General features: G+C 58.7%; 24 protein-coding genes. 16 read left to right on the top strand and 8 right to left on the bottom strand.

Annotated elements, in window-relative coordinates; translation table 11 throughout:
- Positions 1-75: 75 nt before the first annotated feature.
- Positions 76-714: a class I SAM-dependent methyltransferase gene (locus ACP15L_RS04580; protein ID WP_425083304.1), complete on the bottom strand. Its 639-nt coding sequence runs from the start codon at positions 712-714 to the stop codon at positions 76-78.
- Positions 707-2,596 carry a hypothetical protein gene (locus ACP15L_RS04575; RefSeq protein WP_425083303.1) on the bottom strand — a complete coding sequence of 630 codons (1,890 nt, stop codon included), beginning with the start codon at positions 2,594-2,596 and terminating at the stop codon, positions 707-709. Before ACP15L_RS04575 ends, ACP15L_RS04580 begins: the two co-directional genes overlap by 8 nt.
- A 164-nt stretch (positions 2,597-2,760) precedes the next feature.
- On the opposite strand from ACP15L_RS04575, the gene ACP15L_RS04570 reads away from it, so the two are divergent.
- Positions 2,761-3,456, top strand: a complete 696-nt coding sequence (locus ACP15L_RS04570; RefSeq protein ID WP_425083302.1) for an SIMPL domain-containing protein — start codon at positions 2,761-2,763, stop codon at positions 3,454-3,456.
- A gap of 2 nt (positions 3,457-3,458) precedes the next feature.
- Here the strand turns inward: ACP15L_RS04570 and ACP15L_RS04565 are convergent, their stop codons facing one another.
- The 3 genes from ACP15L_RS04565 to ACP15L_RS04555 all read right to left on the bottom strand — a co-directional run bounded on the left by ACP15L_RS04565 (position 3,459) and on the right by ACP15L_RS04555 (position 6,540).
- On the bottom strand, positions 3,459-4,169 hold the full coding sequence (locus ACP15L_RS04565; RefSeq protein WP_425083301.1) for a GNAT family N-acetyltransferase: 711 nt from the start codon (positions 4,167-4,169) through the stop codon (positions 3,459-3,461).
- A 4-nt stretch (positions 4,170-4,173) separates the two neighbouring features.
- Positions 4,174-5,466, bottom strand: a complete 1,293-nt coding sequence (locus ACP15L_RS04560; protein WP_425083300.1) for an O-acetylhomoserine aminocarboxypropyltransferase/cysteine synthase family protein — start codon at positions 5,464-5,466, stop codon at positions 4,174-4,176.
- 84 nt (positions 5,467-5,550) lie between these two features.
- Positions 5,551-6,540, bottom strand: a complete 990-nt coding sequence (locus ACP15L_RS04555; RefSeq protein WP_425083299.1) for a hypothetical protein — start codon at positions 6,538-6,540, stop codon at positions 5,551-5,553.
- Positions 6,541-6,667: 127 nt separating this feature from the next.
- Between ACP15L_RS04555 and ACP15L_RS04550 the strand changes: the two genes are divergently transcribed.
- The 5 genes from ACP15L_RS04550 to ACP15L_RS04530 all read left to right on the top strand — a co-directional run bounded on the left by ACP15L_RS04550 (position 6,668) and on the right by ACP15L_RS04530 (position 11,551).
- Positions 6,668-7,300, top strand: a complete 633-nt coding sequence (locus tag ACP15L_RS04550; protein WP_425083298.1) for a cupin domain-containing protein — start codon at positions 6,668-6,670, stop codon at positions 7,298-7,300.
- 157 nt (positions 7,301-7,457) lie between these two features.
- Positions 7,458-8,792: an NAD(P)-dependent oxidoreductase gene (locus ACP15L_RS04545; protein ID WP_425083297.1), complete on the top strand. Its 1,335-nt coding sequence runs from the start codon at positions 7,458-7,460 to the stop codon at positions 8,790-8,792.
- Between the two features lie 46 nt (positions 8,793-8,838).
- Positions 8,839-9,675, top strand: a complete 837-nt coding sequence (locus ACP15L_RS04540; RefSeq protein WP_425083296.1) for a class I SAM-dependent methyltransferase — start codon at positions 8,839-8,841, stop codon at positions 9,673-9,675.
- An 18-nt stretch (positions 9,676-9,693) separates the two neighbouring features.
- Positions 9,694-10,998 (top strand): NAD-dependent dihydropyrimidine dehydrogenase subunit PreA, encoded by a 1,305-nt coding sequence (gene preA / locus ACP15L_RS04535; protein WP_425083295.1) that lies wholly within the window; start codon positions 9,694-9,696, stop codon positions 10,996-10,998.
- A 73-nt stretch (positions 10,999-11,071) separates the two neighbouring features.
- On the top strand, positions 11,072-11,551 hold the full coding sequence (locus ACP15L_RS04530; protein WP_170376543.1) for a hypothetical protein: 480 nt from the start codon (positions 11,072-11,074) through the stop codon (positions 11,549-11,551).
- A 3-nt stretch (positions 11,552-11,554) separates the two neighbouring features.
- Here ACP15L_RS04530 and ACP15L_RS04525 read toward each other — a convergent pair whose 3' ends face one another.
- Positions 11,555-12,169: a TetR family transcriptional regulator C-terminal domain-containing protein gene (locus ACP15L_RS04525; RefSeq protein WP_170551383.1), complete on the bottom strand. Its 615-nt coding sequence runs from the start codon at positions 12,167-12,169 to the stop codon at positions 11,555-11,557.
- A 171-nt stretch (positions 12,170-12,340) separates the two neighbouring features.
- Between ACP15L_RS04525 and ACP15L_RS04520 the strand changes: the two genes are divergently transcribed.
- From ACP15L_RS04520 to ACP15L_RS04475, 10 genes are all read left to right on the top strand, one after another.
- A complete protein-coding gene (locus tag ACP15L_RS04520) occupies positions 12,341-13,591 on the top strand; it encodes a Zn-dependent hydrolase (RefSeq protein ID WP_425083294.1) in 1,251 nt (416 codons plus the stop codon).
- Positions 13,592-13,683: 92 nt separating this feature from the next.
- On the top strand, positions 13,684-15,138 hold the full coding sequence (gene hydA / locus ACP15L_RS04515) for a dihydropyrimidinase (RefSeq protein WP_170665305.1): 1,455 nt from the start codon (positions 13,684-13,686) through the stop codon (positions 15,136-15,138).
- 54 nt (positions 15,139-15,192) lie between these two features.
- Positions 15,193-15,990: an ABC transporter ATP-binding protein gene (locus ACP15L_RS04510; RefSeq protein ID WP_425083293.1), complete on the top strand. Its 798-nt coding sequence runs from the start codon at positions 15,193-15,195 to the stop codon at positions 15,988-15,990.
- Positions 15,980-16,423, top strand: coding sequence for an N-acetyltransferase family protein (locus ACP15L_RS04505; RefSeq protein WP_425083292.1), 444 nt, complete (start codon positions 15,980-15,982; stop codon positions 16,421-16,423). Before ACP15L_RS04510 ends, ACP15L_RS04505 begins: the two co-directional genes overlap by 11 nt.
- On the top strand, positions 16,420-17,352 hold the full coding sequence (locus tag ACP15L_RS04500; RefSeq protein ID WP_170376556.1) for an ABC transporter permease: 933 nt from the start codon (positions 16,420-16,422) through the stop codon (positions 17,350-17,352). The genes ACP15L_RS04505 and ACP15L_RS04500 overlap by 4 nt, the downstream gene beginning before the upstream one ends.
- Complete coding sequence (locus ACP15L_RS04495) at positions 17,349-18,194, top strand: ABC transporter permease (RefSeq protein WP_425083291.1); 846 nt, start codon at positions 17,349-17,351, stop codon at positions 18,192-18,194. The genes ACP15L_RS04500 and ACP15L_RS04495 overlap by 4 nt, the downstream gene beginning before the upstream one ends.
- A gap of 56 nt (positions 18,195-18,250) precedes the next feature.
- On the top strand, positions 18,251-19,240 hold the full coding sequence (locus tag ACP15L_RS04490) for an ABC transporter substrate-binding protein (protein WP_170376562.1): 990 nt from the start codon (positions 18,251-18,253) through the stop codon (positions 19,238-19,240).
- Positions 19,241-19,399: 159 nt separating this feature from the next.
- The gene (locus tag ACP15L_RS04485; protein ID WP_170689975.1) at positions 19,400-20,113 is read left to right on the top strand and encodes an ABC transporter permease; all 714 of its coding nucleotides are present in this window, start codon (positions 19,400-19,402) and stop codon (positions 20,111-20,113) included.
- Positions 20,106-20,840 carry an ATP-binding cassette domain-containing protein gene (locus tag ACP15L_RS04480; RefSeq protein ID WP_425083290.1) on the top strand — a complete coding sequence of 245 codons (735 nt, stop codon included), beginning with the start codon at positions 20,106-20,108 and terminating at the stop codon, positions 20,838-20,840. The genes ACP15L_RS04485 and ACP15L_RS04480 overlap by 8 nt, the downstream gene beginning before the upstream one ends.
- 20 nt (positions 20,841-20,860) lie before the next feature.
- Complete coding sequence (locus ACP15L_RS04475) at positions 20,861-21,676, top strand: substrate-binding domain-containing protein (protein ID WP_170665302.1); 816 nt, start codon at positions 20,861-20,863, stop codon at positions 21,674-21,676.
- Between the two features lie 39 nt (positions 21,677-21,715).
- Here ACP15L_RS04475 and ACP15L_RS04470 read toward each other — a convergent pair whose 3' ends face one another.
- Both ACP15L_RS04470 and ACP15L_RS04465 read right to left on the bottom strand, forming a co-directional pair.
- Positions 21,716-22,588: a substrate-binding domain-containing protein gene (locus tag ACP15L_RS04470; RefSeq protein ID WP_425083289.1), complete on the bottom strand. Its 873-nt coding sequence runs from the start codon at positions 22,586-22,588 to the stop codon at positions 21,716-21,718.
- Positions 22,589-22,714, bottom strand: a complete 126-nt coding sequence (locus ACP15L_RS04465; RefSeq protein WP_256439764.1) for a hypothetical protein — start codon at positions 22,712-22,714, stop codon at positions 22,589-22,591.
- Positions 22,715-22,724 lie beyond the last annotated feature (10 nt).

Raw genomic sequence — 22,724 nt, 5'->3', positions numbered from 1 at the left:
TTTTACCTGAAGCGCCAAGTGGCACGAATGTGCCCCCGAACGCTGAAAGCGTGGCAGGGTATTCGTGTCGCAGGTTTAAACCGAAACGCTATAAGCTGCGCCAAAGACTAGCCACGTCCAGATCACACCGGCGCGCTGGTTGGCCGGTTGTATCGAGTCGGTTCGGGACCTGTGGTGCACCTGCAGGCCCGAACTTACCGCTTGATCAATAATGGCGTTGTCCGAAATCACATGTCCGGGTCGGTCAGGCGGGCAGGGGCCATGTCTGAGCGACAAAATCATCCGCCCTTGCGGCCGCAGCCGTTTAGCCAGGACGCGGATCGCCATGTGTTGGTCGCGCGGGGGCAGGTGATGCAGGACTCCCATGACCAAAATGGTGTCGAACGCGACGCCATCTGGCAGAGCGCTTAGTCTAGGCAGACAAGCATCAAGCCATTTAATGGATTGCGCGCCGTTACCGCGCATTGCGTAGTTTCGAAATGCATCGACTGGCTCGATCGCCGTCACGTCGCAGCTTCGTTTGGCCAGCCATCGCGCTACCCTTCCAGTGCCCGCGCCTACGTCCAGAACGCTCGCCCCGGTATCCGGCAAGTGATCCAAAACGGGGCGCAGGACATCGGTAGGAGAAAGGCTGTCATAGGCCGGGATCAACTGTTGGGCAGCGTGCTCGTACCCAGCTTTGACAGTTTGAAAATACGGGTCGTCCTCAGCCACGCGGCATTTTCAAAGTCAGGTTGCGGCCCTTCTTCTCATACCGCAATTCGCTGTCGCTGATGGCGATGACCTTGCCGCCGTCAATCCGGTCTCCGATCTTGAGCTTTTTGTACCGACCACTCGGAAGCCGGACGAGGGCACGGCGATTTGCAGGTGTGCCATAAACGCCGATCAGGTTCAGCTTGCGCAGGTTCAGAGCATTGTCGATTGTGGCCTGTCGTGCGACCGAGGCCGTTGTCGGGATTTTGGGGGCCACGGATTTCGGCTGGAAGGACCCGGCCTCGTCATTGCTGGACGCGACTGCTGCGGTTGATCCCAGATTTGATCCGCTAGTGCTGGCCGAGGCCACAGCTCGTGCGGGCCGTAGTTTGGGGCGAGGGACGCGAACAACCGCCAATGCAGTGGGTGTGTCGTCGACCTCGGGCTGTACCTGTAGGCTTTCGGGCCGCAATTTGGGTCGCACGACCGCAAGCTCTTCAAGGCTGCGCCCACCCAATTGCGTGCGTTCGAAATTCTCGACCAGATTGCCAGGGCGGGGCCGGGGTCGGAGTTCGGCCAACCTTTGGTTGACCTCATCGACCACGGGTTCTTTTTCGAACCGCACCGGTACTTCAGGCGGGACCTTGGATGGGCGCCCCTGATAAACCACGATACCTTCGGGCGACAGTGCACCTTCTGCGGTCGGTACGACCAGCCCGCGTTCGTCCAGTTCGTATTGTGCGCCTGCTATTGCGGAGCCGGGGATGCGTTCAAAGGCGGCATCCGTGTCGAAACTGCCTTGATCGGGCAGGGCAATCGCGTCGCTGGACAGATCCGGGTTGTGAATAGACGCGAGGTAGAGGTCATCCTCGGAAATCAATGCCGGGGTAAGCGGCGCTTCGGGGGCCTCCACTAGGGTGCCCGCGACCTCTTCGATGTCGCTTTGTGCTTCGGGGTCCTGTGCAATCTGTTCCACAGGCGTCGGCGCGACTTTCAGCGCTTCGAGAATGGCCGCATCTGTCGGGGACAATTCTGGCTGTGCTTCAGGTTCTGGCTGGGTTTCAGGTTCTGGTTTTTCTTCCGCTGCCGGTGCCGCCGCTATTTCGGTTTCAGGCTCTGGACCGGTCTCAGGCAGTGAGGTGTCCTGAGACTGCGGTGCAGACAGTTCGGCCGTGTCATTTTCGGTGGATGTGTCGTTGTCTGGTTCTGCCCCGATTAGAGACCACGCCCAAACACCAACCCCGACGCAGATCAGCGCGGCAATCGCAGGAAACGCCCAACGTTGTCCCTTGTTCGATGCGGGAGGCAACGAGATTGCGGTCGTAGCAGGTTCGGGAGAGCGGAACGCCGTAGGCGCCGCGTCATCCGCTATGGCGTGAACCGTGGGTCTTTCTAGCTCGGGCTCGGGTGAAGGCGCAGCGACCTGCGGTTCGCTGGTCATTTCAAATACAGGCTCGCGCGGGAATTCGGCCTCAGTCGTGGCCGCACTATAGGTGACGGGTAAAAACCCGTGCTGCGCGGCAAAGGCCTGCGCTTCATCCAGTGTCTCGCGCGCGACGGCGGCGACAAAGGTGGTCGACCCCTCGGTTGCGCTGTCGTAGGACAGATCGGCCAATTCATACGGAGTTGCCTCGGCGACTGCGGCTTGAACCTCGGACGCGATCTGATCATCGCTTTGGTCCTCGGTGGACAGGGCGAGATACCGCACCTGATCTGCGGGCAGCACCAGTTTGCAGCTCAGGTCGTTTTCCAGTGCAAACGCTTTGTCGTGCAGGGCTTTGATCTGATCACTCAGATCCGGGGCCGACAAAGGCACTTCGCCAATGTCGTACCATTCACCATCCGAATGGTGTTGAAGGGAAATTCCGGTCGCAGAAAAGGTCAGCGCAAAAGCGGGTTTCATAATCCGGAGGAACCACAGTTAACCATATCAACGCAAATACCTTTGTATTCGCAGGGTGATACTAAAGCAGGAACCCGCCGAGGGAAAGAAAAAGCCGGGACTTCCCCTTGTGCGTGTATGCCCCTCGGACCCATGTTGAGACAGAGTAAGTTGGAGGGATCACCTTGAAGACATTCGCTTTTCTGGCCGCGATGATGGCCGCAACCACCGCCGGGCTGGCACATGCGGAAGAACGTCGCATCAACGTGGATGCCACCGGAACCGTTCAGGTTGCCCCCGATATGGCGACGATCACCCTAGGTGTGACACATCAAAACCCCGAGGCCTCAGAGGCCATGAAAGCCACCTCAGACGCTGTTGCGCAGGTGCTAGCGCGGTTGGCTGATATGGGCATCGAAGAGCGGGATTTGCAGACCCGCGACCTGTCTTTGTCGCCCATCTGGTCGAATCGGAATCAGCAAAATGGGGAACCACCTGAGATCACCGGATTCGTCGCCTCGAACCGGGTGTTTGTGCGGGTGCGTGATCTGACGCAACTGGGTGAGGTCATGGATGCGGTCATTCAGGACGGGGCCAACGATTTCAGCGGGTTGAGCTTTGGTCTGCAAGACCCTGAACCGATTGAGGTTCAGGCCCGTGCAAAAGCTGTGAGCGAAGCAACCGCAAAGGCCGAGCAACTTGCCCAGGCTGCCAATGTCGCGTTGGGGCCAGTTCAGACAATCTCGGAACGTGGGGGCGGTGTGCGCCCGATGGCAGAGATGCGAACGATGGCCATGGCCGACACGGGCGGAGTGCCTGTGGCTGGCGGAGAGATCTCGGTTTCTGTCAGTGTCTCGATGGAGTTCGAGATTTCAGAATAGGCTCACGCACTTGCGCGGGCCATCAGCGGTTTTCGTTGCTGGCCCGCTTCGTCAAAATTCTCCGGGGACAACCAGTCCTCAAACGCATCTCGAATACGTGGCCATTCGCTGTCGAGGATCGAATACCAGGCCGTATCGCGATTGCGGCCCTTGTAGTGGGTCGCTTGGCGGAACGTGCCCTCATAGGTGAAGCCCAACCTTTGGGCCGCACTGCAAGAGGGGGCATTCAGCGCGTCGCATTTCCATTCATAGCGACGGTAGCCCAGCTCATCGAACACACGGCGCATCATCAGATACATGACCTCGGTCGATTGTGGCTTGCGCTGCAGCAGGGGCGAGAAGTGGATATGCCCGACCTCGATCACGCCAGCGGCCGGTTCGATCCTGAGGTATGACGCCATGCCAACGGGAACGTCGTTGGCATCCAGTACCGTGTGAAACATCGGGTCGGCGTCCATGCAGTTTGCGCGTGCCCAAGTTTCAAACTCCTGCTCAGAGCCAAACGGCCCGTAGGGCAGGTAGGTCCAATTGCGGTGATCGGCATCATTGGCAAACGCCCGGAACAATCCGGGCGCATGTCTATTCACATCAAGCGGCACAACCGAGCAATACTGGCCCTCCATCGGGGTATAAGGCGGCGTGGGGCGCGGGAAGTCGCCCGTGACCGGCCGTCCGATGGGTTGACCCAGTGCGTTGGTGTCGTGTCCGCTCATGGCTTCATGCGCTGGCTTTGGCCAAAGCCTGATCCAGATCGGCGATCAGGTCGTTGGCATCCTCGATACCGATCGACACACGCACTACGTTGGGGCCCGCGCCTGCAGCCTCTTGCTGTTCGGGGGTCAACTGGCGGTGCGTGGTCGAGGCCGAGTGGATGATCAGCGAACGCGCATCGCCGAGGTTGGCAACGTGGCTGAAGATCTCCAATGCGTTCACCAGTTTGATGCATGCGTCATAACCACCCTTGACCGCAAAGGTGAACAGCGCACCGGCACCGCGCGAATACTGCGCCTTGACCCGGTCATAATAGGGCGACGAGGGCAGGCCCGCATACGTCACATAGTCGACCCGGTCATCCGCCTCGAGCCAGGCGGCGATCTTCTGGGCGTTTTCGACGTGGCGCTCCATCCGCAGCGACAGCGTCTCGATCCCCATCAGCGTGTAGTGCGCCGCTTGCGGGTTCATGGTCATTCCCAGATCGCGCAGGCCAATTGCGATGCCGTGGAAGGTGAAGGCCAGCGGGCCGAAGGTCTCATGGAATTTCAGCCCGTGATAGGCCTGCTCGGGCTGGCTGAGGGAGGGGAATTTGTCATTCGCCGACCAGTCGAACTTGCCCGAGTCCACGATGCAGCCGCCGGTGACGGTGCCATTGCCGGTCAGGTATTTGGTGGTCGAATGTACGACCAGAGTCGCGCCGTGTTCAATCGGGCGGCACAGGTAGGGCGTGGCCGAAGTGTTGTCGACGATCAGCGGAATGCCTGCGCCGTCCGCGACATCCGCCAGCGACCGAATATCGGTGACATAGCCGCCGGGGTTGGCGATGGATTCGCAGAATACCGCGCGGGTGTTTTCGTCGATGGCGGCTTTCACGGCCTCCAGATCATCAGTGTCGACAAATTTTGCCGACCAGCCGAAGCGCTTAATCGTCTGGCTGAACTGCGTGACCGTGCCGCCATACAGGCGGGTCGATGCGACCACGTTGCAACCAGGCCCCATAAGCGGGAACAGCGCCATGATCTGCGCCGCGTGGCCCGAGGAACAGCACACCGCACCCACTCCGCCCTCAAGCGTCGCGACACGTTCCTGCAGGACGGCGACGGTTGGGTTGGTCAGGCGCGAATAAATAAAGCCCACTTCCTGTAGGTTAAACAGCGCCGCCGCGTGGTCCGCATCGCGAAAGACGTAAGCCGTCGATTGATAGATCGGAGTCTGGCGCGCGCCGGTTGCGGGATCGGGGCGTGCGCCCGCGTGTATCTGCAGAGTGTCGAAACCGTATGTAGGGCCGTCAGACATCGTTAAAATCTCCTGTTGGAATGTGCGTTGGCGAATCTGTAGGCTATTGCAGGCCCTTGCACAACGATCCTCTGGGCGATCCTGTCAGCGCAGCCAGAGACCTTTGGCCTTGATCGCTTTGCGGATCGCCTGTTCGCGCCCGGGCAGGGCGTTCTGGTCGAACATCTCGCGGATTTTGTGGCCTTTGCCTTGAAAAATCAGCCTCTTCATCGGGTCATAGGCCTTGAGCACCTTCTTGACCTTGTTGGGGGCCGAGACGGTCTCGAGCACCTCAATCACGCGGTCATTCTCTCGGGCGTAAAGCAACGGAAACAGCCGGTAGTGACAACTGACCGACCCATCGAGAAGCCCGCCCGGCAAGGCATCGCGCCCGCCGCCGAAGGAATGGATCACCAAAGGAAGGGCGGCTTGATCCAGCCAGGGATCAAGGTTCTGTCCGGTCAGTTCGGGGATATCTTCGTCGCGAATGGTCTTGGCGTAGTCCAAAAACCGCTCGCCGAATTGGCGCGGGCATTTATGGAAGAAATAGCCTGCGTTGAAATACAGAAACCGCTTCCAGTGTTCCTTGGGCTGGCTGTTATCAATCGAGCTGTCGAAATCCAGACCAAAGCGGTGATAGAGCGCGCTCCAAATCCTCTCGAACCCGGGACCGTAGAGGGTGGGTTTCGGCCAAGTCCCGTCGACTTTGAGCGAGGCGCCGGGGCGGTCGAAATCAAACGGGACCGAGGTCAGGTCGCCGGTGATCAGCGTATCGCTGTCGAAGAAGACAAAAGGTTCCCCCTCGGGCAGGGCCAGCAGGGCCTCGATCTTGTTGCCATGCGGATAGCTTTCGCCGAACACATGGTTGTCGAAGGGCAGGATCTCAGCGTCCAGCTGAGACAGCGCCTTGCGCACATCCTCGTTCTGGATGCTGGGGTTCTGGCTCCAACGGGGGCCGGGGTTTGGCGTGGCGACATAAAGCTTGCCGTCAAAACCGGGGGAACAGTGGCGTAGCGAGGCGGCGAACAGAAGGGCCTCATATTGCAGGCGATTGTTCTGCCCGATGACGACGATGTTGAATTTCTGCGAAGCCATTCGTGCCTGTTCCTGTCGCCCGTTTGCTTTGGGATTACAGCAAGCCGCAGAGGGCGTCAAAACTGTTGGATTGATTTTCGCGTTCTTCATCCCATTTCGAGCATGAGACTCAAAGCAGGAGGCCGCCATGAGGATCAACGCGGATTTCACCAAACGCGCCGCGGTGCATTTTGATCAGACCGAGTGGGTGCAATCGCTAGCGGCAGGGGTCGAGCGCAAGATGCTGGACCGGATCGGTGAGGAAGTCGCCCGCGCCACCACGATCGTGCGTTTTGCCCCCGGCAGCGCCTTCGCGGCCCACACCCATGACGGCGGTGAGGAGTATCTAGTTCTGGATGGCGTCTTTCAGGACGAAACCGGAGATTTTCCGGTGGGCAGCTATGTCCGCAACCCTCCGACCTCATCCCATACCCCATCGGCGGCGGATGGGGCGACCATTCTGGTCAAGCTGCATCAATTCGATCCCTCCGACCGGACGGAGGTCAAACGCTCGATCAACGGTCAGGGCGATCTGCGCCTGTTCAAGGATGAGCATGAGGATGTGCGCATCGTGCAATGGGCCGCCGGAGAGTCTATTGATCTGAGCGCAGAAGGTGGGCTTGAGGTGTTTGTCATCACCGGCAGCTTTGATGAAGGCGGTGAATCATTCGCCGCGTGGGACTGGCTACGCCTGCCGCCCGGATCGCAGTCAAAGGCCGTTGCGGGGCCGGATGGTGCGCGGGTTTGGATGGAATCCGGGCATTTGACGGGCATGATCTGACCTGAACCCGCATCAATTTTGGGCAAAATCGCGGAAATCCGGGTCAAAAGCCCGGTTTTTTCATTTTTTGACCGAATGATAAAATTTACCAATTGATAAAAAATCAGAATGTGGCAAGCTGATCCTCACAACAAACATATCTACAGGGAGTAGAGTGATGGCACAGGGCCAGATGGCACCCGGGATTGTCCCAGGGCGGCTTTCCAGCGATGAGCTGACCTCGAATTTCACCGATCTGCATCCGCCTTTGGCCCCGCATGAGGCCGCCGTAGCGGCAGATCGCTGTTATTTCTGCTATGACGCGCCGTGTGTGACGGCCTGTCCGACGGATATCGATATTCCGTTGTTCATTCGCCAGATCCAGGCCGGTCAGCCGCAAGCAGCCGGTCGCACGATTCTCGAGCAAAACATTCTAGGTGGCATGTGTGCCCGCGTTTGTCCGACCGAGACTTTGTGCGAGGAAGCTTGCGTTCGCGAAGCCGCCGAAGGCAAACCGGTCGAGATCGGTCGCTTGCAGCGCTATTCGACTGACACCGTTATGGAAGCGGGCGATCACCCCTTCGAACGCGCCGCGCCTACGGGCAAAACGGTTGCCGTGATTGGGGCAGGGCCAGCTGGTCTTGCCTGTGCGCACCGTCTGGCCATGCTGGGGCATGACGTGGTTATTCACGAGTCCAAGCCGAAACCCGGCGGTCTGAACGAATACGGGATTGCAGCTTACAAATCGACCAATGACTTTGCTCAGGCCGAAGTGGACTGGCTTCTGAAAATCGGTGGCATTGCGATCGAGACGGGCTCGGTTCTGGGAGATACGATTTCGCTGGACGGGTTGGTCGATAACTATGATGCCGTGTTCTTGTCGATCGGTCTGGCGGGTGTGAATGCGCTGCGTGCGCAAGGCACCGAAAAGGACGGTGTGCGGGCTGCTGTAGATTTCATTTCGGATGTGCGTCAGGCCGAAGATCTGGCCCACTTGCCAGTCGGGCGGAATGTGGTCGTGATCGGTGGAGGCATGACAGCGGTGGACGCTGCCGTGAAATCAAAACTGCTGGGTGCCGAGCACGTCACTATCGCCTATCGCCGAGGGCGCGATGCGATGGGTGCCAGCCGGTACGAACAGGACCTCGCCGCCTCGCACGGCGTGCGGATCCTGACGAATGTGCAGCCGGTCGCCGTCTACGGCAATGGCTCTGCGGTCGATATCGAGCTGGAATACACGACCACTCGGGACGGCAGGCTTGAAGGGACGGGTGAGATGATCCGGCTTCCTGCTGATCAGGTCCTCAAGGCCATCGGTCAGACCTTAGAAGGCGCGCCCGAAGGACTGGCGCTGGACGGTAACAAGATCGCCGTCACCGGGGCAGGGCGAACCTCTCTGGACGGTGTCTGGGCAGGCGGAGACTGCGCTGCTGGCGGTGAGGATCTGACCGTAACAGCCGTGGCCGAAGGCCGTGATGCGGCGATGGACATCCACGCAACGCTCGTTTCGTGATAAGATGGGGCATTCACCCCATTTTTATTGCTGCTGAGGTATCGACATGTCCCAGATCGAACAAGCTGTTGCTCAACATTACACAACCGGTGCCCTGACCGAACGCGTCCGTGCGGCGCTTGAGGCCAGTGGTATTGACCCGGATGCAGCCACCGTTGCCGACCTCAAGGCTGGGGACGAGTTTCATACGGGTGGTGTGAAGGCGACAGACAACCTGTTCGCCCAGCTCTCGCCCACCCACGCAACGCGTGTGCTGGACGTTGGCTGCGGTATCGGCGGAACATCGCGCTATATCGTGGATCGCTATGACTCGACGGTCACTGGGGTCGACCTGACGCCTGAGTTTGTTGAAACGGCCAAGACGCTCAGCGATCTTGTTGGTCATTCCGAAAAGTCGGAGTTTCTGGTCGGCAGTGCGCTAGACATGCCGGTTCCCGATGCTGGGTTCGATCTGGCCGTGATGTTCCATGTTGGCATGAACATCGAAGACAAGGCGGGATTGTTCGCCGAAGTCTCTCGGGCTTTGGCGACAGGCGGTACTTTTGCCTTGTTCGACGTGATGGGCGGTGAGACGGATGAGCCGTTGGCGTTTCCTCTGCCATGGTCCACCGTGGCCGAGACTTCCTTCGTCCACGCGCCCAATGTCTACAACGATGCCGCAAGTGCTGCGGGCCTGGAACTGGAGAGTGAGACGGACCGTACCGAATTCGCACTTGCGTTCTTCGAGGAAGCCTTCGCGCGTATGGCCGAAAGCGGCCCGCCCGCGTTGGGCATCCACCTGATGATGGGCGAGACGGCACCTGAGAAGTTCCAAAACTACGTAACAAACCTAAAGGCCGGGCGCATTCGCCCGACTGAAATGATATTCAAAAAAACCGGCTGAGCCGGGAAGGGAGAAGCCATGGCCGATCTGACGACAAACTTTCTGGGCATCTCAAGCCCCAATCCCTATTGGCTGGCCTCTGCGCCGCCAACGGACAAGGAATACAACGTCCGCCGCGCGTTCGAGGCCGGATGGGGCGGCGTTGTCTGGAAAACACTGGGGGCTGAAGGCCCTCCGGTCGTGAACGTGAACGGGCCGCGCTATGGGGCGATCTATGGTGCGGATCGGCGGCTGCTGGGTCTGAACAACATCGAGCTGATCACCGACCGCCCCCTAGAGGTGAACCTTGAGGAAATGGCGCGGGTCAAGGCGGACTACCCGGATCGCGCACTGATCGCCTCGATCATGGTGCCCTGCGAGGAGGAGGCGTGGAAAGCCATCCTGCCGCGCGTCGCCGAGACAGGCGCGGACGGGATTGAGCTGAACTTCGGCTGCCCGCATGGCATGAGCGAGAGGGGCATGGGGTCTGCCGTGGGGCAGGTGCCGGAATATATCGAAATGGTGACCCGTTGGTGCAAGACATACTATGACCGCCCGGTCATCGTGAAGCTGACGCCGAATATCACCGATATCCGCAAACCTGCGGAGGCAGCGCGGAATGGTGGCGCAGATGCGGTGTCGCTGATCAACACGATCAACTCGATCACCAGCGTCAATCTGGACACGTTCAGCCCCGAGCCCTCGATTGATGGCAAAGGCAGCCATGGCGGCTATTGCGGCCCGGCGGTCAAGCCAATTGCCCTGTCGATGGTGTCCGAAATCGCGCGGGCTGAGGCCACTCATGGTATGCCCATCTCCGGCATTGGTGGCGTGACCACCTGGCGTGACGCGGCCGAGTTTATCTCGCTGGGTTGTGGCAATGTGCAGGTGTGTACCGCTGCGATGACCTACGGGTTCAAGATCATTGATGAACTGACGGCGGGTCTTTCCGAATGGATGGATGAGAAGGGCTATACCAGCGTCGATCAAGTCATTGGTCGTGCGGTGCCCAATGTCACCGACTGGCAGTATCTGAACCTGAACTATGTCGCCAAGGCCAAGATTGACCAGGATCAGTGCATCAAATGCGGTCGGTGCTATGCGGCTTGTGAAGATACCAGCCATCAGGCGATCTCGATGTCTGATGATCGGGTGTTCGAGGTGATGGATGACGAATGCGTCGCCTGTAACCTCTGCGTCGATGTCTGCCCGATCGAAGGCTGCATCACGATGGAGCCGATGGCAGCAGGTGAGGTCGATCCGCGCACAGGCAAAACTGTGCAGCCGGACTATGCCAATTGGACCTCGCATCCGAACAATCCGATGGCGAAAGCGGCGGAGTAAGGGAAACCTTCATCCCTAAAAAGCCGGTTCGGTGCTACACTGCCGCTGACAGACAGGATCAAAGGAGAATGTCATGCCAGCGGCACCACCGGGCCGGAACAAGGGCGGCAACAAGGTCACCAAGCTTGACCGTGATACGTCCAAAAAGAACGTCGCCCTCTCCAAGGCCAAGCAACGTGACGCGATGGCCGCCAAGAATTTTCTTCAGCATCAGAAGCAGATCAAACGTGACGTTGACAGTCTTGAGAAACTGAAACGCTCTCTCGAAGAGATGATGGCCAAGTTGAAGGAAGAGCGTCAGCTGGACCAACGCTTCCTTGGGCAGGTGGTCAAAAAAGTTAAGGCGCTACAGAATTTTGACGCCTACGTTAAGGCCTCGGCCAAGGATCACATGGCTGGGGTGCAGCAGCCGAAAATGTATACCGCGATCGTCAAGGATGCCGGCAAGGTGCCCAAGATCAATACGGTCAAAACCATGGGCGACCTGACCATTCTGATCGCCATGGTGATCGTGCTTTTGCGTCGTATTCTGGCGCTGAAACCTGCGAAATAGCGGTTACCTCGTCAGAAGGCGCGTGAACACCTGATCAAGGTAGATTTTCGCGTCGGGGTAGGGATCGGCTTCATCCGAGCCAAGAACGGCGCGGATCTGAACGTCGAAATCTGCGTAGTGCTGGGTCAAAGACCAGATCGAGAAGATCAGGTGATAGGGGTTCACTTCGGCGATATGCCCCTCGGCCATCCAGCGGCGGATCAGGGTCGAGGTTTCATCGACCAGCGCTTTCAGATCTGTGGACAGCACGTCATAGATATGTGGAGCGCCGCGAATGATTTCATTGGCAAACAGGCGGCTTTCACGCGGGTAGTCGCGGCTCATTTCCAGTTTGCGGTGGATATATCCCAACAGCTCGCTCAGAGGATCGCCATCGGGATCGATAGCACGCATCGGGTCTAGCCAAGTGTCCAGAAGACGCTCGAGCAGGGCGGCATAAATCGCGTCTTTGCTGCGGTAGTAATAGAGCAGGTTTGGTTTGCTCAGCCCGGCAGCGGATGCAATCTGATCCACGGTTGCCCCGCGAAACCCGTGGGTCGAAAAGACCTCGAGCGCGGCTTCCAGAATCGCAGCGCGATTTTTCTTTTGTATTCTGGTGGGTGCGCGGTCTTTCGGCATGTATCCAACGTGTCTGTTTTTGCGCCAGTTCATAGGGGATTTTGCTGAAAACTCCAGCGATGGCGCGCAATTTCTTGACTGATGTCGAACCCGTGATAGCGTGAGTTTGACCAGTTGGTCAAATCAAGACACCAAAAGCGAGCAAACTCGCAAGCAACAGGGAAGAAGACTATGGCAGCTCCGGCGCAGAATCTCAGGATCAATGGCGACAGGTTGTGGGACAGCCTGATGGAGATGGCCAAGATCGGCCCCGGCGTTGCGGGCGGCAACAATCGACAGACGCTGACCGATGAAGACGCCGAAGGGCGCGCGCTGTTCCAAAGCTGGTGCGAGGATGCAGGCTGTTCCATGGGTTTGGATCAGATGGGCAACATGTTCGCACGGCGTGAGGGCACGGACCCGGACGCGTTGCCGGTCTATGTCGGCTCTCATCTGGATACACAGCCGACCGGCGGGAAATACGACGGGGTTCTAGGGGTGCTTGGCGGTTTGGAGATCATCCGCACGCTGAACGATTTGGGAATCAAAACCAAACATCCGATCGTGGCGACCAACTGGACGAATGAAGAGGGCACGCGCTACGCCCCTGCGATGTTGTCTTCGGGCGTGTTTGCCGGGATGCACACGCAGGATTGGGCCTATGACCGCGAGGATGCCGAGGGCAAAAAATTCGGCGATGAATTGCAGCGCATCGGCTGGCGCGGCGAGGAAGAGGTCGGCGCACGCAAGATGCATGCCTTCTTTGAATTGCATATCGAACAAGGGCCGATACTGGAGGCCGAGAGTAAGGACATCGGCGTCGTCACCCACGGTCAGGGGCTAAGTTGGACCCAGATCACGGTGACCGGCAAGGATGCCCATACCGGCTCGACCCCGATGCCGATGCGCAAGAATGCGGGTCTGGCGATGGCGCGTATTCTTGAAAAAGTGGATGAGATTGCGTGGTCACATGCGCCGCATGCGGTTGGGGCAGCGGGGCATATTGATGTGTATCCGAACTCACGCAATGTGATTCCGGGCAAGGTGGTGTTCACGGTCGATTTCCGCTCGCCCGAATTGGATGTGATCACTGATATGGAAAATCGCCTTCGTGTGGCGGCTGAGGATATCGTGAACGAAATGGGCCTGCAGATTGAATTCGAAAAGGTCGGTGGATTCGATCCGGTCAAATTCGATGAGGATTGTGTCGCCGCCGTGCGCGACGCGGCAGAGCGGCTGGGGTATTCCCATACGGATATCATTTCGGGGGCCGGGCACGATGCCTGCTGGATCAACCGGGTCGCGCCGACCGCGATGGTGATGTGCCCCTGCGTAGATGGCCTGAGCCACAACGAGGCTGAAGAGATCAGCAAGGATTGGGCGGCTGCCGGGGCTGATGTTTTGCTGCACGCGGTCGTTGAGACGGCGGAGATCGTGGAATAGGGGGCGCTGCCCCCGTCGCCCAAAGGGCGAATCCCCCGGGATATTTTTAGCCAGATGAAGCAAGCGGCGCAGACCGCAACAGGGAGTTTGAAATGAGTACTGTTATCAAGAACGGGACCATCGTAACCGCTGATCTGACCTATAAGGCGGATGTGAAAGTTGAGGGCGGCGTGATCACCGAGATTGGGCCGGACCTGCGCGGCGACAAGGAGTTGGACGCCTCTGGGTGCTACGTGATGCCCGGTGGGATCGACCCTCACACGCATCTTGAGATGCCGTTTATGGGGACGTATTCGAGCGACGATTTCGAAAGCGGCACGCGCGCGGCCTTGGCTGGTGGCACCACGATGGTTGTGGATTTCGCGCTGCCCAATCCGGGTGAGAGCCTGCTGGATGCGCTCAAGCGTTGGGACAATAAATCGACGCGGGCAAATTGTGACTACTCGTTCCACATGGCGGTGACCTGGTGGGGTGAGCAGGTGTTTGATGACATCAAGACTGTCATCGAGACGCGTGGCATCAACACGTTCAAGCATTTCATGGCCTATAAAGGCGCGTTGATGGTTAATGATGATGAGTTGTTTGCTTCGTTCAAACGTCTGGCCGAGTTGGGCGGAACCGCGATGGTGCATGCCGAAAACGGCGATGTGGTGGCCGAACTGAGCGCCAAGCTGCTGGCCGAGGGCAATACCGGCCCTGAGGCACACGCCTATTCCCGTCCGCCCCAGGTCGAAGGCGAAGCGACCAACCGCGCGATCATGATTGCGGACATGGCCGGTGTGCCTCTTTATGTGGTGCATACCTCCTGTGAAGAGGCACATGAGGCCATTCGGCGCGCAAAGATGCAGGGCAAGCGGGTTTGGGGAGAGCCTCTGATCCAGCACCTGACCTTGGATGAGAGCGAGTATTTCCACCACGATTGGGAACATGCAGCGCGGCGGGTCATGAGCCCTCCGTTCCGAAACAAGCAGCATCAGGATAGCCTATGGAACGGTCTGCAATCGGGCACGTTGAGCGTGGTCGCGACGGACCATTGCGCCTTTACGACCGAGCAGAAACGCTATGGCGTGGGTGATTTCACCAAGATCCCGAACGGGACTGGAGGGTTGGAGGATCGGATGCCGATGCTCTGGACCTATGGGGTGAATACAGGGCGTTTAACGCCGAATGAGTTCGTAGCTGTTACTTCAACAAACATCGCCAAGATATTGAATTGCTATCCGAAAAAAGGCGCGGTTTTGGTTGGCGCAGATGCTGACCTGGTGGTGTGGGATCCGGACAAGGCCAAGGTGATTTCGGCCGAAACGCAGCAGTCTTCGATCGACTACAACGTGTTCGAGGGTAAAGAAGTGCGCGGGTTGCCGCGATTCACGCTGACCCGTGGTGCCGTTGCTGTGCATGATGGCGAGATCCAGACACAGGAAGGGCACGGGAAATTCGTGGCGCGCGAGGCCAACACCCATGTGAACAAGGCGCTGAGCACCTGGAAAGAACTGACGGCCCCGCGCCCGGTGGAGCGGACGGGTATTCCGGCGACAGGTGTCTGACGCATTCGGGCCGCTCTATGGGCGGCCCGCAATCAAATTTTTCAAGGCTATGGAATGAACACTGACTCTACGACCCAGCCTGTGATCGAGGCAAGGCAGCTGGATCTCACCTTCCAGACGAATGACGGCCCGGTTCACGCGCTGAAAGATGTGAACCTGACGATCGACAAAGGCGACTTTGTCAGCTTTATCGGCCCTTCGGGCTGCGGCAAGACCACCTTTCTGCGCTGCATCGCGGCTTTGGAGACCCCGACGGGCGGTACGTTGACCGTCAACGGCATGACCCCGGATGAGGCGCGGCGCAAGCGGGCCTATGGCTATGTGTTTCAGGCGGCGGGTCTGTATCCGTGGCGGACCATTTCCAAGAACATCAAGCTGCCGCTTGAGATCATGGGCTATTCCGCATTCGAGCAGGAAGAGCGCGTGAACAAAGTTCTCGAACTCGTTGATCTTGCTGGATTTGGTGGGAAATTTCCGTGGCAGCTGTCGGGCGGTATGCAGCAGCGGGCCAGTATCGCGCGGGCTTTGGCTTTTGACGCGGATATCCTGCTGATGGATGAGCCGTTTGGTGCGTTGGACGAGATCGTGCGCGATCACCTCAACGAGCAGCTTCTGGCGCTCTGGGCGCGTACGGAGAAGACGATTGGCTTTGTGACGCACTCGATCCCCGAGGCGGTGTATCTCAGCACTAAGATCGTGGTGATGAGCCCTCGGCCCGGGCGGATTACGGATGTGATCGACAGCCCTCTGCCCAAGGAGCGGCCCTTGGATATCCGCGATACGCCGGAGTTTATTGAGGTTGCACACCGGGTGCGGGACGGCCTGCGGGCGGGGCATTCCTATGATGACTGATAAGGCCTCGGATATGATCAGGCGCGCAACGTTGCAGGACGTGCCGGCCTGTGCCCAAGTGATCCATGATTGGGCTTGCCAGACGGATTGGATGCCGGAAGAGCTGCCAGTTGAACAACTGACAGCCTTGATTGAAGAGGCGTTTGATCAACGTGAGATTTGGGTCACAGGCAACCCGGTCGATTGCTACATGTCCGTGGACCCGAATGAGCAGAAGATTGGTGCGCTTTATTGTAGACGGACCGGTCAGGGCATCGGCAAGCGCTTTGTCGACAAGGCCAAAGAGGGCCGCGCGTTTCTTTGGCTGACAACACACACGCCGAACACAGCGGCGCAACGGTTCTATCAACGCGAAGGGTTCGAGGTAACAAGCGAAGAGCCTCCCGTGCCCCCGGACACCGTGCCGGTTTGCCGGATGGAGTGGCACGCATGAAGCAGGTCTTATCTGTACTTACTGTGCTGCTGGCCATTGCGGTCCTGTGGTATCTGGCGGTCGCGCCAATGAATGTTCGTGTCTCGCTCGATCAGGCGGAACGTGCAGGGGAAACCGTGACGCCCGAGACGTCGAGGGACCGTCAGCAGGTCTCGGTTTGGGTTCTGATGGTGCAGAACCCGTCGCATATCGCAGGTGGTTATGAGCTGGACCGGCCGCGCCTGCCAACGCCCGTTCAAGTCGGGCAGGAGCTTTGGAAAACCACCGGCGAAATGGTGATGAGGGGCCGGGCGATGTCGAAGCGCTCGTTGATTTATCACGGGTGGATCACGTTGCAATCCACGCTCTGGGGATTTGTGCTGGGCACGGCCGTTGGCATTCTGGGGGCCGTGGCTATCGTCTATTCCCGTGTTGTGGACATGAGCCTGATGCCATGGGCCATCATCAGCCAAACCGTGCCGATTGTGGCACTGGCCCCGATGATCATTGTCTTGAGTTCTCAGTTGGGGATCGAAGGGCGCGGGGTGCCCAAGGCGATCATCTCGGCTTACTTGTGCTATTTCCCAGTTTTGGTCGGAATGGTTAAAGGGCTGCGCTCGCCAGCCGTTTCGCAGCTGGATTTGCTTCAGACCTACAACGCGACGGGCTTGCAGGCGTTCCTGAAACTGCGCTTACCGTCCTCGGTGCCTTATCTGTTTACATCGTTAAAGGTGGGCATCGCAGCTGCTCTGGTCGGGACAATTGTGGGCGAGCTGCCGACCGGTGCAATTTCAGGCCTCGGCGCGCGCATTTTGATCGGAGATCAATTCGGTACGCCTCTGGCCATTTGGGCGGCCTTGTTCGCAGCTGCAATTCTGGCGGGAATTCTGGTGACCTTACTGGACATACTGCAGCGAGTGACTCTGAAACGTATGGGGATGAGCGCATGAGCTGGTTGATCTTTTCCCTCCTCTTCTGGGCCGGTGCCTGGTGGCTGAACGCATGGCTGGCGCGGTCAATTTACCGTGATTCCAAAGGCGTGCGCGTCTTTGTTCCCGTACTTTTTGGTGTAACGCTGCTGATCCTGTGGGAGGGGCTGGTGCAAGGACTGGGCGTCTCGCCCGTGATCCTGCCGCCGCCGTCGATGGTAGCGCAGACCTTTGTGAACTCGACTGATATTCTGTGGCAGGACTTTAAACAGACCGTGTTTAAAGGGGCATTCACCGGATTTGCAATTGGTTCCTCTGCTGCCTTTCTGACGGCCGTTCTGATCGACCGGTCCGTCTTTTTGACCCGAGGGTTGCTGCCCATCGGTAACTTTGTGGCCGCGCTGCCTATCGTTGGAATCGCGCCTATTCTGGTCAGCTGGTTCGGGTTCGACTGGCACTCCAAGGCGGCCGTGGTTGTCGTGATGGTGTTCTTCCCGATCCTTGTGAATACGGTGCAAGGTCTGCGTGAGGCGGATGCGATGCAGCGCGACCTGATGCGGACCTATGCCGCCAGCTATACGCAAACGCTGATCAAGCTACGCCTGCCTGCGGCCATGCCGTTCATATTCAATGGCCTCAAGATCGCCACCACACTGGCGCTGATCGGGGCGATTGTGGCCGAATATTTCGGCTCCCCCACACGCGGCATGGGCTTTCGGATTTCAACTGGGGTGGGCAGCCTGTCGATCGACCTCGTCTGGGCCGAAATCGCAGTGGCGGCAGTCGCCGGAACAGTGTTCTATGCTTTGGTGGCAGGGCTCGAAAAAATGGTAACCTTTTGGCACCCCTCACAACGCAGATAACAAGACCAACCAGACCCCGAAAACGGGGCACAATTCGTAACAAGGAGAAGATGAAGATGAAAAAGCTACTCAGCGGGGCGGTTGCCGCCTTTAGCCTGGCCGCCAGTGCATCACTGGCCGCCGATGAGGTGACGTTGCAGCTCAAATGGGTGACGCAGGCGCAGTTTGCAGGCTACTACGTCGCGAAGGACAAGGGGTTCTACGAGGAAGAAGACCTGGACGTCACCATCCTGCCGGGCGGTCCCGATATCGCGCCCACTCAGGTGATCGCGGGCGGCGGTGCAGATGTAACCGTCGAATGGATGCCGGCCGCACTGGCTGCGCGTGAAAAAGGCTTGCCATTGGTCAATATCGCTCAGCCTTTCAAAAGCTCAGGCATGATGCTGACCTGTTGGAAGGACGCGGGTATTTCTTCACCCGAGGATCTGAAGAACCGCACCCTCGGCGTTTGGTTCTTTGGCAACGAATTTCCGTTCATGAGCTGGATGAGCCAGTTGGGCATCGACACGGGCGGAAAGGCTGAAAACGGTGTTGAAGTGCTGAAGCAAGGTTTCAACGTAGATCCTCTGTTGCAGCGTCAGGCCGACTGCATCAGTACCATGACCTACAATGAATACTGGCAGGTCATTGATGCAGGCGTGAATCCGGACGAGCTGGTGACTTTCAAGTACGAAGATCAGGGCGTTGCGACGCTGGAAGATGGTCTCTACGTGCTGGAAGAGAACCTGAGCGACGAAGCCTTTGTTGAGAAAATGCAGCGCTTTGTGCGGGCCTCGATGAAAGGTTGGAAATATGCCGAAGAGAACCCGGATGAGGCCGCTCTGATCGTTCTCGACAATGACGCTACTGGTGCGCAGACCGAAGAGCATCAGAAACGCATGATGGGCGAGATTGCTAAACTGACCGCAGGATCGAACGGGGCGCTGGACCCGGCTGATTTTGAGCGTACGGTAAGTACACTGTTGGCAGGTGGATCCGATCCGGTCATCACCGCGAAGCCGGAAGGTGCATGGACACATCAGGTGACCGACGCAGCGCTGAACTAAACCAGTCAGGCATTTCTGACGCAAAGACGCGGTCCCAAAACGGGGCCGCGTTTTCTATTCTGACTGTCGGTTTCGTGTATGTACTTTTGGTGAATCTATAGTAGTATTTCCTTGTAAATTAACGCAAATCATCCATCTGGTCTCGCTTAAAAGGATAAAATGCAAGGATTTGCAGAGGAATTCAGTCACGCCCTCTCTCTCATCCTCAATGGAGATGCAGAGCTGTGGGCGATTGTCTTTCTGTCTCTGAAAGTATCCGTGTTCGCGGTGCTGATCTCGGCCCTGATCGGGATGCCCGTTGGTGCGGCGCTTGCCGTGGCGCGCTTTCCCGGTCGCCGCGCGTTGATCGTACTGATGAATGCTTTGATGGGCTTTCCACCGGTGGTGGTCGGCCTGTTGGTCTATCTTATGCTGTCCCGTTCGGGGCCTTTGGGGGTATTGGAGCTGCTCTATACGCCCACCGCCATGATCATCGCGCAGGTGGTTTTGGTCACGCCCATCATCGCCGCACTGACCCGGCAAGTGGTCGAGATGCTGGCCGAGGAGTATTCAGAACAACTCCGTTCACTTGGAGTGTCGCGTTTGGCCTCGGTTCCGGTGTTGTTGTGGGATGCGCGCTTGGCTTTGATCACCGCGCTTCTGGCCGGGTTCGGACGTGCCATTGCCGAAGTGGGCGCCGTGATCATCGTTGGCGGCAACATCAATCACGTCACGCGGGTGATGACGACGACAATCGCGCTCGAGACCTCGAAAGGCAATCTGGCTTTGGCGCTGGCGCTGGGGGCGATCCTGATCGGGATCGCGGTGGCTGTGAACGCCATGGTCAGTGCCGCCAGCCTCCGCGCCGAACAGGAGGGGTTGCGTCATGCGTGATCTGACCTTTGATATGACGCGGTCCCTGCAGGTCCGTGATCTGGTCATCCGGCGCAATGGGCAGGCCTTGTTGGATGTGGCCGAGCTGACGCTGGACGGGCCGGGGCCAACACTGTTGCTGGGTCCAAACGGGGCGGGCAAAAGCCTGCTCTTGCGGTGTCTGCATGGGTTGATCTCACCAGATCAGGGACAGGTTGTGCAGGATGGTGCTCCGCTGAATGCCTCTCATACAGCGCGGCAAGCGATGGTGTTTCAACAGCCCGTTCTTCTGCGCCGATCAGTGTCTGCCAATCTGGATTTCGTGCTGAAACGGCAGGGGCTGGCGCGTCGCGCGCGCAAACTTCGGATCGCCGAGCTGTTGGCCGAAGGTGGCCTTGAGAGCAAAGCCCGCCAGCCTGCGCGGTCTTTGTCCGGGGGGGAGGCGCAACGCCTGGCGATCTTGCGGGCTTTGGCGATGACTCCTGAGACCCTGTTTCTGGATGAGCCGACCAGCGCACTGGACCCAAGCGCTGTGCAGATGATTGAGCGCATGATCCTGCGAGCCTCAGCGCGTGGGGTGCGGATCGTCATGGTGACACATGATATCGGACAGGCGCGGCGATTGGCTGCGGATATTGTCATGATGCAGGGCGGGCGTGTGGTGGAACACGGACCGGCCAAACAGGTTCTGGATGCCCCTGAAAGCGACGCATCACGTCGCTATCTCTCGGGCGCATTGGTTACATAACAAAAACATTGGAGCATGTGATGAGACGGGCAATTTTGCGCGCAGCGGCGCTTGGGCTTGGGATGATGGCTGGCATAGCCACAGCGGAGGAGCCGTTTATCGTGGTGCAATCCACGACCTCGACGCAGAATTCGGGGTTGCTGGACTATCTGTTGCCGGGCTTTGAGGCGGAAAGCGGTATTGATGTCCGTGTCGTAGCCGTTGGCACCGGTCAGGCCATTCGCAATGCGGTGAACGGCGATGGGGACGTGCTGTTGGTCCATTCCAAGCCTGCGGAAGAGAAGTTTGTTGCGGATGGTTGGGGCGTTGAGCGCTTGGATCTGATGTACAATGACTTTGTTCTGGTCGGGCCAAAATCAGACCCGGCTGGCGTCAAAGGAGGGGCGGATATCCTCTCCGCGCTTTCTGCCATTGAGGCGGCAGAGGCCGTCTTCACCTCGCGCGGGGATGACAGCGGAACGCATAAGGCCGAGATGGGCCATTGGGCGGATGCTGGTTTGGATCCGACCGAAGCGTCGGGCGAATGGTATCGCGAGACCGGGTCAGGTATGGGTGCCACGCTGAACATAGCCAGCGGCATGGGGGCCTATACGCTGACCGACCGCGCGACATGGCTTTCCTTTGGAAACAGAGGGGATCTTGAGATTCTGGTCGAGGGCGATCCGCGGTTATTCAACCAATATGGTGTGATCCTGGTGAATCCCGAGCGGCATCCGAAAACGCGCGCCAATGCGGGGCAGAGGTTCATTGATTGGCTGACAGGGCCGGACGGTCAGGCGGCGATTGCGGATTTCCGGCTGGAAGGGCAGCAGGTGTTTTTCCCAAATGCGCAGTAGATCGTTCTGCGGTAAACGTATTCTTGAAAAGGGGGAAGGTTAACCACTGGCGCCGTTGTGGTGGACCTGGCCCAAGCCGGTCAGGTCGTACCCTCCAAACTCTGACGCGCGGGTTTGGAACTGATCCGAGCGTATGAAGCGCAGCAGTTTCTGCATCGGTTCGTCGAAATAGGCCCGCCGCCAGATTGCCAGATCCAGCCGCTCTGAGTGGGTTGGCACGAAGTGCAGGTTGTAGAGGCTGGCCAACGCGCCCAGACCAAACCCGGCCTCGGCTTTGTTGTCGTGTAGGGTTATGGCCAGTTCTTCCTCGGTGCGGGCGCAGGTAGGCAGAGGGGTCAGGTCGTCTCGGGTCAGGCCGTGGGTTGTGAGCTCGGCATCGAACAGACGTTGGCTGGCGGCGCTGTTTTGGCGCAGGACGACGCGGCGACCTCTGAGGTCGGAAAAACCTGCAATATCTGATGTCTCCGGAGACAGCAAAAGCCCGCGTTGTCGCTGTGCGATCTCGATCAGGACCACGGGGGCCTCGCCCAGAGCATCGCGCAGGGATTGGGTGTTGAAGCCATTGTCCTCATGGATATGCAGCGCTGCTGCCTGTGCGCTGCGACTTCCAAGGCGACTGAGACCGTCGAAAGAGCCGTCGTAGTAAGTCGCGAGGCCAGATCCGCTCTCCCGCAATGCCCAGTCCAGCAGTGGATCATGGCTGCCCGCCACGATCGGGGGCAGGGGTGGTTCCGCCACCTGCGGGCCCGAACGCGAGGCGTTGAGCCATGCAATCACCTCGGACCGGGGAAACAGCAGCTTACCCATGGCGCGGACACAGGGCACCTCACCCGAGGAGGCGAGGTCGTAAGCTTTCCGCTCGCCGATCCGCAACAGGTAGGCCAGCTCTTTCGTCGTCAGGTATTCGGACATTCAGTCGAGGCGCACAGCAGGGCCAGAGGTCGCCTGTTCCGCGCTAAAGCCGATCTGATTCAGGGCAAAAGGGGCGGCAACAGTGATGACGACCATTGCAGTTGCGGCGGCAAGAAAGGCTTTCATCTTTTCCTCC

It is taken from the genome of Ruegeria profundi, assembly GCF_049800715.1.
Taxonomy (GTDB): Bacteria; Pseudomonadota; Alphaproteobacteria; order Rhodobacterales; family Rhodobacteraceae; genus Ruegeria; species Ruegeria profundi_A.
This window is presented reverse-complemented; position numbering and strand designations above follow the sequence as displayed.

Excerpts from the sequence above, each read along its gene's own strand:
- ACP15L_RS04480 (WP_425083290.1), top strand. The coding sequence starts at position 20,106 with ATGCGTGATCTGACCTTTGATATGACGCGGTCCCTGCAGGTCCGTGAT.
- ACP15L_RS04565 (WP_425083301.1), bottom strand. The coding sequence starts at position 4,169 with ATGAGCGGACACGACACCAACGCACTGGGTCAACCCATCGGACGGCCG.
- ACP15L_RS04575 (WP_425083303.1), bottom strand. The coding sequence starts at position 2,596 with ATGAAACCCGCTTTTGCGCTGACCTTTTCTGCGACCGGAATTTCCCTT.
- ACP15L_RS04530 (WP_170376543.1), top strand. The coding sequence starts at position 11,072 with ATGCCAGCGGCACCACCGGGCCGGAACAAGGGCGGCAACAAGGTCACC.
- ACP15L_RS04470 (WP_425083289.1), bottom strand. The coding sequence starts at position 22,588 with ATGTCCGAATACCTGACGACGAAAGAGCTGGCCTACCTGTTGCGGATC.
- ACP15L_RS04520 (WP_425083294.1), top strand. The coding sequence starts at position 12,341 with ATGGCAGCTCCGGCGCAGAATCTCAGGATCAATGGCGACAGGTTGTGG.
- ACP15L_RS04490 (WP_170376562.1), top strand. The coding sequence starts at position 18,251 with ATGAAAAAGCTACTCAGCGGGGCGGTTGCCGCCTTTAGCCTGGCCGCC.
- ACP15L_RS04555 (WP_425083299.1), bottom strand. The coding sequence starts at position 6,540 with ATGGCTTCGCAGAAATTCAACATCGTCGTCATCGGGCAGAACAATCGC.
- ACP15L_RS04500 (WP_170376556.1), top strand. The coding sequence starts at position 16,420 with ATGAAGCAGGTCTTATCTGTACTTACTGTGCTGCTGGCCATTGCGGTC.
- ACP15L_RS04550 (WP_425083298.1), top strand. The coding sequence starts at position 6,668 with ATGAGGATCAACGCGGATTTCACCAAACGCGCCGCGGTGCATTTTGAT.
- ACP15L_RS04525 (WP_170551383.1), bottom strand. The coding sequence starts at position 12,169 with ATGCCGAAAGACCGCGCACCCACCAGAATACAAAAGAAAAATCGCGCT.
- ACP15L_RS04505 (WP_425083292.1), top strand. The coding sequence starts at position 15,980 with ATGATGACTGATAAGGCCTCGGATATGATCAGGCGCGCAACGTTGCAG.
- ACP15L_RS04545 (WP_425083297.1), top strand. The coding sequence starts at position 7,458 with ATGGCACAGGGCCAGATGGCACCCGGGATTGTCCCAGGGCGGCTTTCC.
- ACP15L_RS04540 (WP_425083296.1), top strand. The coding sequence starts at position 8,839 with ATGTCCCAGATCGAACAAGCTGTTGCTCAACATTACACAACCGGTGCC.
- ACP15L_RS04560 (WP_425083300.1), bottom strand. The coding sequence starts at position 5,466 with ATGTCTGACGGCCCTACATACGGTTTCGACACTCTGCAGATACACGCG.
- ACP15L_RS04495 (WP_425083291.1), top strand. The coding sequence starts at position 17,349 with ATGAGCTGGTTGATCTTTTCCCTCCTCTTCTGGGCCGGTGCCTGGTGG.
- ACP15L_RS04510 (WP_425083293.1), top strand. The coding sequence starts at position 15,193 with ATGAACACTGACTCTACGACCCAGCCTGTGATCGAGGCAAGGCAGCTG.
- hydA (WP_170665305.1), top strand. The coding sequence starts at position 13,684 with ATGAGTACTGTTATCAAGAACGGGACCATCGTAACCGCTGATCTGACC.
- ACP15L_RS04465 (WP_256439764.1), bottom strand. The coding sequence starts at position 22,714 with ATGAAAGCCTTTCTTGCCGCCGCAACTGCAATGGTCGTCATCACTGTT.
- preA (WP_425083295.1), top strand. The coding sequence starts at position 9,694 with ATGGCCGATCTGACGACAAACTTTCTGGGCATCTCAAGCCCCAATCCC.
- ACP15L_RS04475 (WP_170665302.1), top strand. The coding sequence starts at position 20,861 with ATGAGACGGGCAATTTTGCGCGCAGCGGCGCTTGGGCTTGGGATGATG.
- ACP15L_RS04485 (WP_170689975.1), top strand. The coding sequence starts at position 19,400 with ATGCAAGGATTTGCAGAGGAATTCAGTCACGCCCTCTCTCTCATCCTC.